Source organism: Reichenbachiella sp., assembly GCF_965223055.1.
GTDB lineage: Bacteria > Bacteroidota > Bacteroidia > Cytophagales > Cyclobacteriaceae > Reichenbachiella.
Genome location: NZ_CBDCVM010000010.1, coordinates 423,475 through 439,611 on the forward strand (window position 1 = coordinate 423,475; position 16,137 = coordinate 439,611).

General features: G+C 39.2%; 13 protein-coding genes. 10 read left to right on the forward strand and 3 right to left on the reverse strand.

Annotation, left to right across the window (positions count from 1 at the left end; all coding sequences use genetic code 11):
• Positions 1-62: 62 nt before the first annotated feature.
• Together ACOQO5_RS09615 and ACOQO5_RS09620 are read right to left on the reverse strand one after the other, a co-directional pair.
• Entirely contained in the window at positions 63-3,389 is a 3,327-nt protein-coding gene (locus ACOQO5_RS09615) for an FG-GAP-like repeat-containing protein (protein ID WP_420581480.1), read from the reverse strand.
• A gap of 6 nt (positions 3,390-3,395) precedes the next feature.
• On the reverse strand, positions 3,396-5,003 hold the full coding sequence (locus tag ACOQO5_RS09620) for a type IX secretion system membrane protein PorP/SprF (protein WP_420581481.1): 1,608 nt from the start codon (positions 5,001-5,003) through the stop codon (positions 3,396-3,398).
• A 251-nt stretch (positions 5,004-5,254) separates the two neighbouring features.
• On the opposite strand from ACOQO5_RS09620, the gene ACOQO5_RS09625 reads away from it, so the two are divergent.
• The gene (locus ACOQO5_RS09625) at positions 5,255-6,085 is read left to right on the forward strand and encodes an outer membrane beta-barrel protein (protein WP_420581482.1); all 831 of its coding nucleotides are present in this window, start codon (positions 5,255-5,257) and stop codon (positions 6,083-6,085) included.
• 3 nt (positions 6,086-6,088) lie between these two features.
• On the opposite strand, the gene ACOQO5_RS09630 is transcribed toward ACOQO5_RS09625, so the two are convergent.
• The gene (locus ACOQO5_RS09630) at positions 6,089-6,511 is read right to left on the reverse strand and encodes a TerB family tellurite resistance protein (protein WP_420581483.1); all 423 of its coding nucleotides are present in this window, start codon (positions 6,509-6,511) and stop codon (positions 6,089-6,091) included.
• A 322-nt stretch (positions 6,512-6,833) separates the two neighbouring features.
• Here ACOQO5_RS09630 and ACOQO5_RS09635 point away from each other — a divergent pair, with 322 nt between their 5' ends.
• The 9 genes from ACOQO5_RS09635 (at position 6,834) to ACOQO5_RS09675 (ending at position 16,133) form a co-directional block, all read left to right on the forward strand.
• Positions 6,834-8,270, forward strand: a complete 1,437-nt coding sequence (locus tag ACOQO5_RS09635; RefSeq protein ID WP_420581484.1) for an anthranilate synthase component I family protein — start codon at positions 6,834-6,836, stop codon at positions 8,268-8,270.
• On the forward strand, positions 8,267-8,833 hold the full coding sequence (locus ACOQO5_RS09640) for an anthranilate synthase component II (protein ID WP_420581485.1): 567 nt from the start codon (positions 8,267-8,269) through the stop codon (positions 8,831-8,833). Before ACOQO5_RS09635 ends, ACOQO5_RS09640 begins: the two co-directional genes overlap by 4 nt.
• Before the next feature lie 4 nt (positions 8,834-8,837).
• The gene (gene trpD, locus ACOQO5_RS09645) at positions 8,838-9,851 is read left to right on the forward strand and encodes an anthranilate phosphoribosyltransferase (RefSeq protein ID WP_420581486.1); all 1,014 of its coding nucleotides are present in this window, start codon (positions 8,838-8,840) and stop codon (positions 9,849-9,851) included.
• Between the two features lie 2 nt (positions 9,852-9,853).
• Positions 9,854-10,648 carry an indole-3-glycerol phosphate synthase TrpC gene (gene trpC / locus ACOQO5_RS09650; RefSeq protein ID WP_420581487.1) on the forward strand — a complete coding sequence of 265 codons (795 nt, stop codon included), beginning with the start codon at positions 9,854-9,856 and terminating at the stop codon, positions 10,646-10,648.
• Positions 10,645-11,256 (forward strand): phosphoribosylanthranilate isomerase, encoded by a 612-nt coding sequence (locus tag ACOQO5_RS09655; protein WP_420581488.1) that lies wholly within the window; start codon positions 10,645-10,647, stop codon positions 11,254-11,256. The genes trpC and ACOQO5_RS09655 overlap by 4 nt, the downstream gene beginning before the upstream one ends.
• Positions 11,257-11,263: 7 nt before the next feature.
• Positions 11,264-12,445 (forward strand): tryptophan synthase subunit beta, encoded by a 1,182-nt coding sequence (trpB, locus tag ACOQO5_RS09660; protein WP_420581489.1) that lies wholly within the window; start codon positions 11,264-11,266, stop codon positions 12,443-12,445.
• 32 nt (positions 12,446-12,477) lie between these two features.
• Positions 12,478-13,248 carry a tryptophan synthase subunit alpha gene (trpA, locus tag ACOQO5_RS09665; RefSeq protein ID WP_420581490.1) on the forward strand — a complete coding sequence of 257 codons (771 nt, stop codon included), beginning with the start codon at positions 12,478-12,480 and terminating at the stop codon, positions 13,246-13,248.
• A 517-nt stretch (positions 13,249-13,765) separates the two neighbouring features.
• Positions 13,766-15,529, forward strand: coding sequence for a peptide MFS transporter (locus tag ACOQO5_RS09670; protein ID WP_420581491.1), 1,764 nt, complete (start codon positions 13,766-13,768; stop codon positions 15,527-15,529).
• 262 nt (positions 15,530-15,791) lie between these two features.
• Positions 15,792-16,133, forward strand: coding sequence for a hypothetical protein (locus ACOQO5_RS09675; protein ID WP_420581492.1), 342 nt, complete (start codon positions 15,792-15,794; stop codon positions 16,131-16,133).
• The last annotated feature ends 4 nt before the right edge of the window (positions 16,134-16,137 follow it).

Below are 16,137 nucleotides of genomic sequence, written 5' to 3' on the forward strand. Positions count from 1 at the left end.
AGAAGGTGGTTTTTCGATGAATTTACGGATATCCCCTATGGATTAGGTAAAAATTACGCCCGTTATCTGGCCATAAATATGGATCCACTGCTTTCATTTTCACTATCCGAACAACTTATAAAGTAATAATACATTCCATCAGGAAGGGCAGAACCATTCGATTTGGTGCCATCCCAAACGCAATCATCTGCACCACTATCTGGGTTAAATGATAGCTCTCTGATTCTTCTTCCTTTGCCATCGAAAATTACCACTTGACAATTTGTACCTCCAATATTTGATACTTCCCAGCAATCGCCAATACCATCGCCATTTGGTGTAAAGCTTTTAGCAGCATTCACTCCAGGAAATACCAGTGTCACAGAATCCTTTTCCTGGCATCCTAAATTGTCTATACCATATACAGAAATGAGTTGTTTGTTGGAAGCTGATACGATCACTTGGGTAGCCGTAGTGTCATCAATGTAAATGGCGGGTTCCCAAGCCGGTTCGGTAGCATTGTCAACAGTAAGTGTGATAGAGGATTGACCTTCTTGCATATTAATGATACGACCTAAATCCACATCGTCTTCTACAGTATTTGAACTAGCCGAAATGGTGATGCCACCGGTGGTATAGTTGGATACTGAAACTGGATCTGTATTGAATTCACATTTTATACTATCTGTGAGAGAGACAAAAACATCAACTTCTACGGAAACTTCTGCAATTGCGATTTCACTTATCGTATCATTCTCAATTCGCCAGGCATAAGTTTCATAATTATTCTCTAATCGTAGTGTTATAGAAGATTCACGGCACTTTTCAAAATTATTGGGATCACTGTTGTCTGATATAATAAGATCAACATCTGTTGGAGCGGCCCTTACAGTCAGCGTTGAATCTGCAGGTGTATAAGTACAGTCGGCATCGGCAATTCCATCATATTTGGCTGTGAGCGTTACCGCATAAGTACCTGCTGTTATAAATGCATGAGTGAGAGCATCACCAGTTTCTACACTGCTGCCATCTTTGAAATCCCAATGATTGACAATACTCAATCCACTTTCTCCTGTAGATGTAGCGTTGAATGTTACAGGTACAGCTTCGCAGATGATTGTATCAGAAGGAATAAAGGAAGAAGTAGGAGGGGTTACAGCTGAAATGGTCCTTTCAGCACTGGTGTATGAGCAACCAGATCCAGTAATAGTAACACTATAGTCGCCCGCACTATTAACTTCTAAAAGATCTGGGTCGGTTTCAGCAGGCGCTATTGGAGCGCCATTTTTATTCCAAGCGTAAGTATATCCTGCGAAATTGTTAGTAGATAAATCTAGTGTTGTGCCATTACAAAAATAATCTGGCTTTGGATTGTTGACACTAACGACTGGTGTAGAGATTACAGTAACTAATTCGACCGCCGATCGCTTTTCGCAGCCGGCATTAGACATTGCAGTTACATAGTACTCACCTGAATGTTCTGCAGTTATATTGTTGATCGTAGGGTTTTGATCCGAACTTGTAAATCCGTTGGGTCCCGTCCATTCATATCCAACCGTTGTGCCTCCAGCTCCGGGGGATGCAGATAGACTTACATTGTCACCCTCACATGGTGTATCCGTGATTGAAGTAGTTGGAATGCCTAAAGCTTCTCCTGGAGCTGTTACAGCTAGACCATTTGACTCTGTAGAACAACCATTATTTACCGAAACAGTGTATGTACCGTCTAGTGGACTAGTTACTCCTTCGGTTAGTGTCAGTGTATTTGACGTTTCACCTAACGTAGTAGTTCCTCTTTTCCAAACATAATTATACCCGCTCGTCGGAGCTACCAAATCCACAGACTCGTTTTCACAAAGAGTAGTTGATCCAGATGGTCTGATCACAGGTACGAAACAAATCTCATTCAGACGTGTTCCTAGGTTTCCATTGGAGGTGGATTTGGAATTGTTGGTGTAGGCGAAATCCGGGCGTCCATCATTGTCAATGTCCGCCACTTTGATATTCCGAGCATTATTTAAATTGGTGCCAGCGACCAACCCAACACTATAACTTGCAGCAGCAATTGATGATGGGTTAGTATTCATTACTGCGTAGAACCCATTTTCAATCTCAGAGCCAACAATAATATCTAAATCTCCATCTCCATCGATGTCACCAAGATCGACACCCCAACTTTGCCTAATTCCTAGAATAGAAATCGGTGATGTCATGGTGATGTCACCGCCAGCAGAAATTGTTCCGTTGGCCGAAATTTCTATCACATTGCTACTGCTGATATCAGAATTGGTCAGGACCACATCGGCGAATCCATCATTATTCAAATCGCCAGCAATCAAAGTCCGAATACTACTATTGGTATTCATAAACAAAGGGTCCCTGAATGTTATGGTATTTGGCTGACTATTGTTTTGAAATACATAGTAACCAAATTCTGTAAAATTAGATGTGATAATTTCGGGAAGCCCGTCATTGTTTAAGTCGGCTACATCCAGACCACCTAGTCCTGCTGTACCTGAATTTTCAGGGGCAGATAAGGCAACAGGTGTACTGTTAAAGTTGATATTCCCAACTGTACTCGTGTTTTTGAAATAGTAGACTTTGTTGTCATCCTCCGTGGCTACTATGATTTCTGGTAGACCGTCTAAATCTAAATCCGCGATGGCGATACGTCCTGGTTTTCTGAATAATCCTCCGTTGGTAGGGAGCGTCCACTCTTCACCTGCATCGAAATTGCCGGCACCATCATTGAAATAAGTATATAGACTACCTTCGTTGCCTAGTTGGTTACCTAATAGATCAGAGAACCCATCTCCATTTAAATCGCCACACACCACGTTGGTCATTGTGAAGCCATTTTCTATGACAATTGGAGAATTAAAATTAGCATCTCCAATAGTGGATGTGTTTTTAAACCAGATTAAACCATCTGTGCTTCCAGCATTGGTAAGAGCCATATCTAAAAGGCCATCTCCATCTAAATCGCAAGTACACAAGTCTTGAGTTTGAGTTCTTGAGCTTGCAAAAGTCTCTTGTCCGCTTAAATTCCCTAATACCGTCGAACCATCTGCAATGGATTGTCCATCGAAGGTCGGAGTGAATTTCTGAGGAGAATATCCGATGCCATTGGTATGAACTACAGATATTTGATCAAACGTAGCTCCGAAGGGAACATCTACTGTAATGAGATTTGTGTTGACCACGTTCATGTTGTCACCCTGCATGCCTCCAAAAAATACTGCGGTAGCTCCTGTGAAATTACTGCCTGAAATATTTATTTCCTGACCGGTAACAGCCGAAGTAGGACTGATGCTATTTATATAAGGAGCTTGTGCGCTGGCACTTAAAGTGAAAGTCAAGACTAGTGCAAAAACTATGATATTCTTTGTCATTTGATTACTCTTTCTCATATCTAATTATTCGACCACGTTTAAGATATACACATGATTCAGGTTTTTCCGCTTACTCCACCTTTCTTGCTCTTCCTTGGCAATCCCCATAGTAGCACCTTTATGTACAACCACTACATACTTTTTGTCTTCGAGAGATTCCAAGTGACCTACTAACGACCCATGGAAACCCATTTCGAAAATCTTATCACTATAGTCTTCTGCTTCCTCGTAAGAATCAAATTCGCCTGCGATTACGTGATGTCCGGCAGGTAATTCGAGGATGTTGCCAGGTATTCTACGATGCGTATTTGGAGGCAACTCTGCATGATCGGGTGTGTCAGTTAAAGCGTCGTGCCATTTAAGCTCTTTTGTTTTTGAACTATCTGCACGAGTTTGTATATAAGTAGCTCCAATTTCCCAAACACCTTTATCAGTGGTTCTATGTTCTAAAGGAGTGTCATGGTCCAATGTTTCACTTACGACAGTGGCTTGTGCTCCTTCAGTAGTTGCAGCGGCTGTTGTCGTGGTTTGATCAGCTGTTTCGGTAGCAGTTGTCGCTGTTGTTTGTTGTTCTGCCTGAGCGGCTGTGGCAGCTGTTGCTGCAGCGGCTGCGGCCGCTGCTTGTTGTACCCTTCTTTGTTCTGCAGCTTTAGCTCTTTGCTGTGCTAAATACTGACTTCGTGAAGAACTTTTTGATTTTTCGTGCTTCGATTTTTTGAAATTATGAATAAAAGAAACTGCTTGTCGTTGATTTTTCTTTTTGTCACCAATTTGCAATCCTAAACTTACTTCGAATGTTCCTGACGTTGCTCCATCTAATTCGGATTTACCGTATTCATAGGCAAATCCGATTGCGCCTTTTTCCTGGATTTTAATCCCAAATAAGGCGCCAGCTCCATAGTCCTGTCTGTAATTCAATCCTGCCCAAACGACATGCCCGATATGAGCAATTACAGCAGCTTCATATTGAGATAAGTTTTCCACAGAGAATCTATAAATAAGATGTGGTTCTATAGATAAGTCTCTATTGACAAAATGTCTGTAGTTGGCCTGAAGCGTTAGATCTTTATAAGGTTCAACTTTAATATCACTAAAAGCATTGGCGTCAACTACATTACGACCAATCAAATTGGGAACGGAAAGTGCTACGTTGAAATTTTCGTAGTAATACGATACACCGATGTCGGCCATAAGAAATGAGGTGTTTGATAACGCCAATAGGGTGGGATCTACCCCAGCATCGACGTCATAGTTCGTATATCCTCCTCCTATAGACATGCCAAAACGAATAAATTGTTTCCTATCTATTTCAAGTAGGTAACCTCCTGTCACTTTTGCCCCAGAAGTTTTGATGGCATTTTCATTGTTATTGAATGCCATAGCACCAAATGATATATTGTTTTCCAATGGAGTACTGAAACTAATGTGCGAATAGGCAGGTGCCCCTTCAAGACCCATCCACTGCTGGCGATGAACGCCAAAGACAGTTGTATAGCCAGTCGATCCTGCATAAGCTGGATTAATGACATATGGGTTCATGAAAAATTGGCTATAGATTTTTTGATCTTGAGCTAAAAGACCTTGACCTGCATAACATAGGGATAGCAGGAATACTAATATATTTTTTTTCATAGGTTATACCTGATTGCTAAAGCAAAAGACTAATTAATTAGTTCTTTTTTTTCGACATTTGTACAATTCAAATCTAATTGAAAATTAACAAACATTTGAAATTAGATTGTACTCTATACAATAATTGAAAAAAAACGATATTATTATCAAAACACGAATATTTTTTGTGCTATCCACTACATGATTTATGATATTAGTTTAATTATTGTATTTTGCAATTCTTGATTCAATCAGATCACTTTAAAAGAGAAATGAAAAGGTTATTGTTTATAGTGTTATTGTTGGTTTCTTTCTCCAGTGAAGCACAATTTTGGTTTGGGCCTAAATTTGGAGGACAAATAATTGTACCTCAATATCAGAATAAAGCTAGAAAGGATACATTTAAAATATCTAATAAGGTCAATTGGCATGCGGGTATTGCGATGGATTATTCAACGGAAGGCCATTTTGAGGTTCATACTGAAATCATGTACATGCGAGTGAATAATAGAACACAGGCAAATGCAATCTTTCAAGATCAGACGCTAGATAGTAAGACCGTCAATCATTTTCTTACGGCGCCGTTAATGGCTCGTGTGGTTTTTATGAAGAACAGTAGATTCAAGGTGTTTGTTGAGGCAGGGCCAAGATTAAGCTGGTGGCTAGGAGGGAAAGGAACTATAATCTCTGATGAAACAGAAGAAAATGCATCTGAACCTGGGACTCCGGTCAATTTTAATGTTCAATTTGTTAAAAAGGAACTTGAAGAAATTAATGTTGGGGATTACAATGATAAACTCATCGTCACCAAACCCAACCGATTACAGTACGCCCTTGACTTCGGAGTGGGCTGGTTATTTGATATTACGCCAACGCAACGCGCCATAGTAGATGCCAAAATCAGCTGGGCTCATTCAAATATGGCATTCAATGATGGAACGGTTTTTTCCAATATCAACAACTACAAAGAAGATCTAGAGTATCGATCTCACATGTTTGTAGTTTCTGTGGCTTATATGTTTGGATATAATCCAGCATTGACCACAAAAGGAAAAAGCACCTCTAATGTAGGTGGTAAAAAAGCCAAGAAATATAAAAGGTAATTATTACTTCTTTTTACGAGGCATTAAGTGCTCGTCAACAATACTTCTCAAGAATGTTTTGCTGGTATTGATAGTAGGGTCGCTATATACATAGGCAGACAAATCAGCGATTACTCCAGGTTTATAACCTAGTTTAAGAGCAATCTTCTCACAAAAGTCAATCTCTGATTGGAATACCTTGCCATCTACTTTCATTAATTGAACAATGTTGAATAAATATTCAAACTTTGTGTCTGGGTGTAAATCCTGAAGTTCAGGGATTGGCATCGGATTGTCAATAATAGTCTCAATATCATCTTCTGTAAGCCCATGTAGATTGCCTAGATAGTGAATCATTTTAGATTCAGGTTCTGCGATAAAATTATCAACCTTTGACAGGTGGACAAGCAAACTCAACTGCTGCTTTACATCTAACTCTGATGACATATATATATTGATTTAGGCTGTGTTTCTATTCTTTAAAGAAAGTACAAGTTCAGTAATTTGTTTCTAATTTTCAAATTAAATCAATTTTTGAAATATATAACTATTAATCTCTGTTGAGAGAAAATTATTTTTTAAAAACTTGAATATAATTTTGGTTCTGGTAAAATCCTGAAATATTATTGCATCAATGAAAATGATAAACAACAATACGAACTGGTGGTGGAGCATTTTGCAAGCGAAATGTGATCGGAACTAGTATGTATTGAAAGACATAAATAACAAAGCCCCGATCATCGGGGCTTTTTTTTTGCCAAAATTTGACATGAAACAAATCAATATTTATTCGAAAACACGAGAAATACTAGGGGATATACTGACTCCTGTAAGTATATATCTCAAAATAAGGGATCAATTTCCAAATTCATTCTTACTGGAAAGTTCTGATTACCATGCCAAAGAGAACAGTATCTCTTATATCGCATTTTCCCCATTATCCGAGTTTAAAGTGGATAATGGTTATGTAATTCAACAGCTTCCCGATGAATCGGCTGAATTCACCAGCATGAATGATGTGAATGTTTTAAGTGCCTTTCAGCAATTTTTGGGATGCTTCAACACTGAAAAGGATACTAAGGCAGGATACACAAAGGCAGGTTTGTTTGGTTTTACTGCTTATGAGGGTGTACAGTTGTTTGAGAACATTAAGTTTAATCCTAGAAAGGCTAAAGATTTTGAAGTGCCGTTGATGCAATATTTCTTCTTCGAATATGTAATTGCTTTCGATCACTTCTCTAATAAGATATTTATCACGCACAATGCGTTACAGGATGAAAGCCAGGCTTATAAACTAGATGAAATTGAAATGCTCATTTCTTCGAACAATACACCAGAATATTCCTTTCAGTCTAATGGAATAGTGAAATCCAACATGACTGACGAGGAATATCGTGCGAGTGTATTGAAAGCCATTGAGCATTGTCAACGTGGTGACACCTTCCAAATGGTGCTTTCGCGCAGTTTCAACACCGAGTTCAAAGGAGATGAATTCTTGCTTTATAGAGCTTTACGAAGTATTAACCCTTCTCCTTATTTGTTCTATTTCGATTATGGTTCTTTTAAGATTTTCGGATCATCACCCGAAGCTCAATTGGAGGTGAATGATGGCCAAGCTGCTATTTATCCAATAGCCGGAACTTATAAAAGAACAGGTGATGATGAGCAAGATGCAGTTGCCGCCAAAGCACTATCAGAAGATGTTAAAGAGACTTCAGAACATGTTATGCTGGTTGATTTGGCACGAAACGATTTGAGTAAATCTGGTGATCGAGTCACAGTTGAGAAATTCAAAGAGATTCAATTCTTTTCACACGTCATACACCTAGTGTCCAAGGTTTCGACTTTTTTAAAAGATGGCAAGACGGCCGTCGATTTGGCTGCAAACACTTTTCCTGCCGGGACGCTATCAGGTGCACCCAAGCATAGAGCAATGCAGTTGATCGATGAATATGAAAGTTCACAGAGGGGGTATTATGGTGGGATGATTGGTTTGATGGACTTTCATGGCAATTTTAATCATGCCATTTTGATTCGTTCATTTTTGAGTCAAAACAATAGGTTGCACTTTAGAGCAGGGGCAGGAATAGTAGCTAAATCAGACCCTGATAGTGAAGTTCAAGAGGTATACAACAAATTAGGTGCCTTAGAGTCAGCGATTAAAAAAGCAGACAGCATCAATGAAAAATTAGAAGCACAGAAATGAAGACTTTAGTATTAGATAATTACGATTCGTTCACATACAATTTGGTCCATATCCTTCGGGAACTAGATGGAGACGAGCGTATGGATGTTTATCGTAACGATGAAATTTCTCTTGACGAAGTAGGGAAATATGACAGAATTCTGCTCTCTCCTGGTCCAGGTTTACCCAATGAAAGCGGAATATTACTTGATGTGATCAAGAATTATGCAAAAGACAAATCCATATTCGGTGTATGTCTTGGGCATCAAGCTATTGGGGAAGTATTTGGGGCTAAGCTTTACAATCTTCCAACCGTATTACATGGTATTGCTACAGATGTCAAGGTGCAGTCTTCAGACACATTATTCAATGACATGCCGGAAAGGTTCAAAGTGTGTCGTTACCATAGTTGGGCGATAGATCCTCAGTATACTGGTGAATTAGAAGTAACAGCTGTTGATGATAAGGGTGAAGTAATGGCGGTTGCACATAAGGAATATGCGGTGAGAGGTGTACAGTTTCACCCGGAATCCATTCTAACCGAACACGGTATTAAACTCATGGAAAACTGGATCAAAGCCTAATCAGATGAAAGAGATATTACAAAAACTAACAAATAATTATATCCTAACTCAACAGGAAGCTAAGGATACGCTGATTGAATTGGCCAATGGTACATACAATGAGAGTCAGATGGCTGCATTTATGACTGTCTACTTAATGCGAAGTATTCGTACCCATGAATTGGCCGGTTTTAAAGAGGCGATGCTTGATTTGTGCAAACCTATCGATTTGAAAGGTTATGATGCTATGGATATGTGCGGTACCGGTGGAGACGGAAAAGATACTTTTAATATTTCTACCACTTCTTGTTTTGTAGTGGCAGGCGCTGGACAACATGTTGCAAAACATGGAAATAATGGTGTATCATCTATGTGCGGATCTTCAAATTTGCTGGTTCATTTAGGGTACGAATTCAAAGCGGAAGAAGAAGAGTTGAAGAAAAGCCTGGATCAAGCTGGTATTTGTTTTCTTCATGCGCCATTGTTTCATCCTGCAATGAAAAATGTCGCTCCAGTACGAAGAGACCTAAGTCTAAAAACATTCTTCAATATGCTTGGGCCTCAAGTAAATCCGAGTAGGCCTGAAAAGCAGTTGATCGGTGTGTATAACCTTGAATTGGCGCGATTATACCAGTACTTGCATCAAAATGAGAATAGAGACTGTGCCATTGTGCATGCGCTGGATGGATATGATGAAATATCGCTGACAGGCGCTTTTAAAGTCATTACCAATCAAACAGAGACGGTCTATAATCCCAACGACCTTGGTTTGAGTTTGACTAACCAATCTTCTATCAATGGAGGAGAAACTGTAGAGGATTCGGCTCAAATATTTCTCAATGTTTTAAGAGGCGAGGCTACTCAAGCTCAAACTGAAGTGGTTTTAGCCAATGCAGGCCTTGCACTAACCATTGGAAAAGGACTTGATGACATAAAAGAAGGGGTGGCAATGGCCAAAGAGTCTATAGATTCAGGGGCAGCATTCAAAAGCTTTAAGAAATTTTTAAATCCAAACAAAACCCAAATACCGGTTACATAATCATGAATGTTTTAGATAAAATAGTTCAGACTAAGAAGGAGGAGGTAGCTTATCAGAAGTCAGTTATTTCTATAGATGATTTGATTAAATCAAGCTATTTTGATCGAGAATGCCATTCTACAGTTGAGAACTTAGAAAAAGCTACACCTTATGGGATCATTTCTGAATTTAAAAGACAGTCGCCATCTAAAGGAGTTATTAATAACAAAGTAGACGTTGCTCAAGTCGCCAAGGGCTATTGTCAAGCTGGGGCTTCTGCTATTTCAATACTTACAGACCAAGACTATTTTGGTGGTAGTATTGAAGACCTTCAGCGGGCTAGGAAGCATATGTCTTGCCCTGTATTAAGAAAAGACTTCATTATTGATGAATACCAAGTGTATAAAACCAAGGCTATTGGAGCTGATTTGATGTTGTTGATAGCAGCGATTCTTACCAAAGAAGAAATTGTAAGGTTCACAGATTTGGCGCATCAGCTGGGACTAGAGGTGCTTTTGGAGATTCACAACGAAGAAGAGTTTCAAGAAGGTTATTATGATCCTGTGGATATTTTGGGTGTGAATAATAGGGATTTGAAACAATTCAGAACAACTATTCAAAATTCAATAGACTTAGCTAAAATCCTCCCTAAAGAGCAATTGAAAATATCAGAAAGTGGCATTTCCTCTACAAAAGAAATGGATATTCTGGCTGCTGAGGGATACAAGGGGTTTTTGATTGGTGAGCAATTCATGAAACACGCTGATCCAGCGAGCGAACTCAAGAATTTTATGGCGACTCAATTGGTGAAAGGATGAAAATCAAGGTTTGCGGCATTAGAAATCGTTCTAACCTCACATTTCTCAATGAATCCGATGTGGATTTCATAGGATTCATTTTTTATAATAAGTCCAAAAGATATTTTGAAGAAGGCGATATAGGAGGGGAAATAGTTTCTGCTAAACAGAAAGTCGGTGTGTTTGTAAATGAGACGATTGACAATGTTGTGAGATTGGCACAAAGTCATGAATTGAACTATGTGCAATTGCATGGTGATGAGACACCTGAATATTGCAAAGCGCTTAAAAAGAAAGGGTTTAAGTTGTTCAAGGCATTCTCAGTATATGATGAATTGCCAACCGATTTGTTCTCATATGAGGCGGTTGTCGATTGTTTTCTTTTTGACACCAAAGGAGTGTCTTATGGAGGTAATGGAACCCAATTTGATTGGAGCGTACTAGAGCAATACAAGATGAACAAACCATTTATTTTGAGTGGGGGGATAGGATTGGAGGATGTGTCTTCGTTGATGGAGTTGAATCATCCCCAGCTGTATGCAGTAGATGTGAATAGCCGATTTGAGATTAGTCCTGGTCAAAAAGATGAACAGGCATTAAAAGAATTTATAAAAGAATTAAAGAAATAATAGATAGATGGAGACCAAGTTGAAACCAGACGAGAAGGGCTATTTTGGAAGTTTTGGAGGGGCATTTATTCCAGAAATGATGCAAGCCAATGTAACTGAATTGAGGGAAACTTACGAGCAAATTATTGCAAGCGAGGAGTTCAAGAAGGAATTTAACATGCTGCTTTCAGATTATGTGGGTAGACCTTCACCTCTTTATTTGGCTTCAAGACTATCCGATAAGTACGGAGCAAATATTTATCTAAAGCGAGAAGATCTGAATCATACCGGATCTCATAAGATTAATAATGCACTAGGGCAAATCATATTGGCTAAAAAGCTTGGAAAGAATAAGATTATAGCCGAGACTGGAGCTGGTCAGCATGGAGTAGCTACAGCTACCGCCTGTGCCCTGATGGGGATAGAATGTGTAGTGTTTATGGGAGAAGTCGATGTAGCCAGACAAGCGCCTAATGTGGGTAGAATGAAAATGCTTGGTGCTACGGTCATACCAGTAACTTCGGGGAGTAAAACACTTAAAGATGCTACAAATGAGGCCATGCGCTACTGGATTAGCAATCCGTTTGATACACATTACATTATTGGATCTGTGGTGGGGCCGCATCCTTATCCTGATATGGTAGCAAGATTCCAGTCTGTTATAAGTGAAGAGATAAAGAAACAACTTAAAACAGCCACAGGAACTGAATTTCCTGATCGCGTAATTGCTTGTGTCGGTGGTGGAAGTAATGCTTCTGGTGCATTTTTTCACTTTATAGAAGATGAGCAAGTTGAGCTGATTGCAGCTGAGGCAGCAGGGAAAGGTTTGGAAACTGGATATACAGCTGCTGCTACCTTCAAAGGTAAAAGTGGTATTCTACATGGAAGTAAGACACTCTTCATGCAAACGGATGATGGACAAGTAGTGGAGCCCCATTCTATTTCAGCTGGATTAGATTATCCTGGTATTGGACCTGCCTTGTCTCATTGGTTTGAGTCTGGACGAGTGAAATATGAAGCGATCACGGATGAAGATGCTTTGAATGCTGGTAAAGAACTATGCTTGCTAGAGGGAATTATACCGGCTGTGGAATCTGCTCATGCCTTGGCAACTTTGGATAAAATAACTATAGCTCATGGAGAAACAATAGTTGTGAATTTGTCTGGAAGGGGAGATAAGGACCTTCAAACTTATTTGCGTAGTCTGTAATATTTTATCTCAAACTAGAACAATATTCTGAAATGAAAAATAGAATAAATAACTTACTTAAAAATAAAAATAACATCTTATCCATCTATTTTACTGCTGGATATCCAGGTCTAAATGATACGGTAAAAGTGATCAATCAATTGGTTGAGCAAGGTGCAGATTTAATAGAGATTGGAATCCCCTTTTCAGATCCTGTAGCAGATGGTCCCACCATCCAGCATAGCAATAGCGTGGCTATTGAAAATGGCATGACTGTGAAGTTGCTTTTTGACCAATTAAAGGACGTGAGAAAATCAGTAGATATTCCACTAATAATGATGAGTTCTCTAAATCCTATTATGCAATATGGCTTTGGGAAATTTTGCAAAAAATGCAAAGATATTGATGTTGATGGATTGATCATTCCTGACCTTCCAGTAGAAGAGTATATCGCTAATTACAAAGCAATTGTCGAGGAGAATGGATTGCGAAATATTATTCTAGTGACGCCGGCTTCTACAGATGAAAGAATCCGCATGGTGGATGAAAATACCGATGGGTTTATCTATATGGTTTCGTCATCTAGCACTACTGGCGAGAATAAGAATTTCACTTCAGATTTCGAGAATTTTGCAGGAAGGCTCAAGGCGATGAATTTGAAGAACCCACTAATTACTGGATTTGGAATTAAGGATAAAAGCTCCTTTGACCAAGTGTGCCAATATTCAAAAGGCGGGATTATTGGAAGTGCATTTGTGAAGGCAATAGGGGAGTCTGAAGGGGTCGATAACAACATCATAAATTTTATGAAACAGTTCAAATGACGGCTGTTATTTGTTTTTAGCCTTGTCTAAATATTGGCATATAAAATGTTGTAATTCAGTAAGGTTATATTAATTAATCTCACTAATATATTTAGGTTTGATTTGATTTGTGATTTGCCCTCCGAAAAGGGCAATAATCAAACGAAAAATCCTGGCGAAATAGTATTGTATTTTGCTTTTCGATTGATAAAATTCTATGTCGATGTCATGATATATGCTCGGAGCAGGGTCATAGTCAATCCTAATACTATCTTGGCAACAACCGGCAATTAAATAGACCATTCATTTGATTTAAGATTATTCTTTTTATTTTGGCGGCTCGATCTATATCAAACAACATCCAAAATTGATAAACCTCATCGAATTCGATCTAAACAAGATATACTGTCTAAGGCATAATTTGTCTGTATAAACTTCAGTTTGAAGTATGAAAGTAATGTCTGTTGAAGATGAAAAAGGAAGAGAGATTTTAAGTTGTTGGTAGAGGCGAAATTGAATTAGAATACTTAAAATCTATATGGCAGACAGGCAGGAAATATTCGGACACCCTAAGGGACTTTACATTTGTTTTCTCACAGAAATGTGGGAGCGATTTTCATTCTACGGAATGAAATTTTTATTACTTCTTTACCTTACAAAATATCACTTATTTACAGATGGAGCTGGTTACGATGTGTTGGGTGCTTATGCCGGTTTGGTTTATGCTTTACCAGTAGTTGGCGGTATTTTGGCCGACAGGTATTTGGGGATGAGAAAAGCAGTGATTTTCGGAGGTATCTTATTGTGCTTTGGACATTTGGGGCTTGCTTTTGAAGGAGACCAAGCAACCATGATAGATGGAGTTGCGGTTCAGGATGATTTTGCACTAAAAATATTCTATTTATCACTTGCTGTTATAATAGTTGGCGTGGGCTTTTTGAAACCAAATATTTCGACCATTGTAGGTAAACTCTATGAAGTAGGAGATAAAAGGAGAGATTCTGGTTTTACTATATTTTATATGGGAATCAATCTCGGTTCTTTTGCGGCCACTTTACTTTGTGGTTATCTAGGAGAAAACTATGGGTGGGGTTACGGATTTGGTGCTGCTGGGATTGGTATGCTTCTGGGTCTTGTAGTTTTTCTTTGGGGACAAAAGTTCTTGCACGGACATGCAGAGCCTGAAAATCCAGAAGTATTAAAGGAAAAAGTGTTTCTTGGCTTAAACAAAGAATTAGTCATTTACCTGGGGTCTCTGGTGAGTGTACCATTCATCTGGTTTTTGGTACAATCCAATAGCATTGTTCATGATTCTCTAAATGCTATGGCCTTAGCTGTTTTGGTGTGGCTCATCTGGTTCTTGTACAAGGAGTGTAATGCGCAGGAAAGAGGTAGGATGATAGTATTGGCCTCATTAACCTTGTTTACTGTAGTTTTTTGGGCACTGTTTGAGCAATCTGCAGGTTCCATGACGCTTTATGCTGACAGAGTAATTGATCGTGTGTTGATCAACCTTCATTTTTTGCCAAATGAAACTACAGGTTTGTATGTCATGGGAGTTTTGTTGATCATATTGCCCTTAACTGTCGGATTTATAGGTAAGGGCAAGTTTCTAGCCATGAATGATTCTGAGCAAAAAATCACAGGCGCTGTGTTTGCTTTTGTGGGTGTTGTATTTGTTTATTATGGAATAGATAGCTTTTTGTTTGCCTCTGAAGTAGCTGCATCAGCCAATGGATTACCAATGAAATGGGAAGTGACAGCAGTTCAGACCGGGTCTTTAAATGCGATGTTTATTTTCCTATTGGCTCCAGGATTTGCCTGGTTATGGACTTTTTTGAGTAAGCACAATATGGAACCTGGTACCCCAATGAAATTTGGACTAGGTATTTTACAAGCAGGTCTGGGTTTTGGAGCTTTGGTATTAGGAGCCACAATGCCTGATGCTTCTGGTAAAGTGGCCTATATCTGGATTGTGTTAGCGTATTTGCTTCATACAACTGGAGAATTATGTTTATCTCCTGTAGGACTTTCAGCAGTAACAAAACTATCGGTTCCAAAAGTTGTTGGCTTTATGATGGGGGTTTGGTTTTTAGCCACTGCCTATTCGGAGTTGGTAGCAGCACAGATTGGGAAATTTGCGGCTATGGATACTGCAGGAGGTGAGGTAGCTGACGTAGGAGCTGCGGGTGCGGTATACGCTGATTTCTTCTCATCGTTGATGTGGGTGGGTGTAGCGATCAGTGTCGCGCTATTTGTATTGACTCCATTGATGAAAAAAGGAATGCATGGAGTGAAATAGGACTTTATCTTTCATGAAGATAGAGGCTGTCTAAAAAAACCAAAATCTCTAAGAATTGTCACATAGAGGCTCTCGAAATGTCGTCTACGTCACGGAGCCAGGCTTCGAGTTTCTCAGCCTGACAATTAATCTGGGTTTTTTAGACAGCCTCTTTTTTGTGCAAAAATTACCCCATTCAACTGCTATTTGAACCGTTAGTCTCAATACGACAAGTCAAATAGTTCATTCTTATTATATTCGTCAAATTTTTAAGACTGAATATATGAATGCAAATCAACAACCCGAGTTATTCGGCCACCCAAAAGGACTATTTTATCTATTCTTTGCAGAGTTATGGGAGCGTTTTAGTTTTTACGGCATGCGTGCCTTGCTTACCCTGTACATGGTAAATGAGATGTTCAGCGCATCAGCTGAACGGGACAGTATTGCATTTGGGATTTATGCCGCGTATGGAATGTTGGTGTATGCCACACCTGCGCTTGGTGGTGTGGTAGCAGATAAATTGTTAGGGTTCAGACGGGCTGTAATGCTTGGTGCTGTGTTTTTTACAGCGGGTCATTTTATTTTGGCTATTGAACACCCAATTGCATTTATACGGCCTTAGGGTT

Bases quoted from the DNA above. Each gene is read 5' to 3' on its own strand.
- ACOQO5_RS09615 (WP_420581480.1), bottom strand. From the start codon at position 3,389: ATGAGAAAGAGTAATCAAATGACAAAGAATATCATAGTTTTTGCACTA.
- trpC (WP_420581487.1), top strand. From the start codon at position 9,854: ATGAATGTTTTAGATAAAATAGTTCAGACTAAGAAGGAGGAGGTAGCT.
- trpB (WP_420581489.1), top strand. From the start codon at position 11,264: ATGGAGACCAAGTTGAAACCAGACGAGAAGGGCTATTTTGGAAGTTTT.
- ACOQO5_RS09625 (WP_420581482.1), top strand. From the start codon at position 5,255: ATGAAAAGGTTATTGTTTATAGTGTTATTGTTGGTTTCTTTCTCCAGT.
- ACOQO5_RS09635 (WP_420581484.1), top strand. From the start codon at position 6,834: ATGAAACAAATCAATATTTATTCGAAAACACGAGAAATACTAGGGGAT.
- ACOQO5_RS09630 (WP_420581483.1), bottom strand. From the start codon at position 6,511: ATGTCATCAGAGTTAGATGTAAAGCAGCAGTTGAGTTTGCTTGTCCAC.
- ACOQO5_RS09640 (WP_420581485.1), top strand. From the start codon at position 8,267: ATGAAGACTTTAGTATTAGATAATTACGATTCGTTCACATACAATTTG.
- ACOQO5_RS09670 (WP_420581491.1), top strand. From the start codon at position 13,766: ATGGCAGACAGGCAGGAAATATTCGGACACCCTAAGGGACTTTACATT.
- trpD (WP_420581486.1), top strand. From the start codon at position 8,838: ATGAAAGAGATATTACAAAAACTAACAAATAATTATATCCTAACTCAA.
- trpA (WP_420581490.1), top strand. From the start codon at position 12,478: ATGAAAAATAGAATAAATAACTTACTTAAAAATAAAAATAACATCTTA.
- ACOQO5_RS09655 (WP_420581488.1), top strand. From the start codon at position 10,645: ATGAAAATCAAGGTTTGCGGCATTAGAAATCGTTCTAACCTCACATTT.
- ACOQO5_RS09675 (WP_420581492.1), top strand. From the start codon at position 15,792: ATGAATGCAAATCAACAACCCGAGTTATTCGGCCACCCAAAAGGACTA.
- ACOQO5_RS09620 (WP_420581481.1), bottom strand. From the start codon at position 5,003: ATGAAAAAAAATATATTAGTATTCCTGCTATCCCTATGTTATGCAGGT.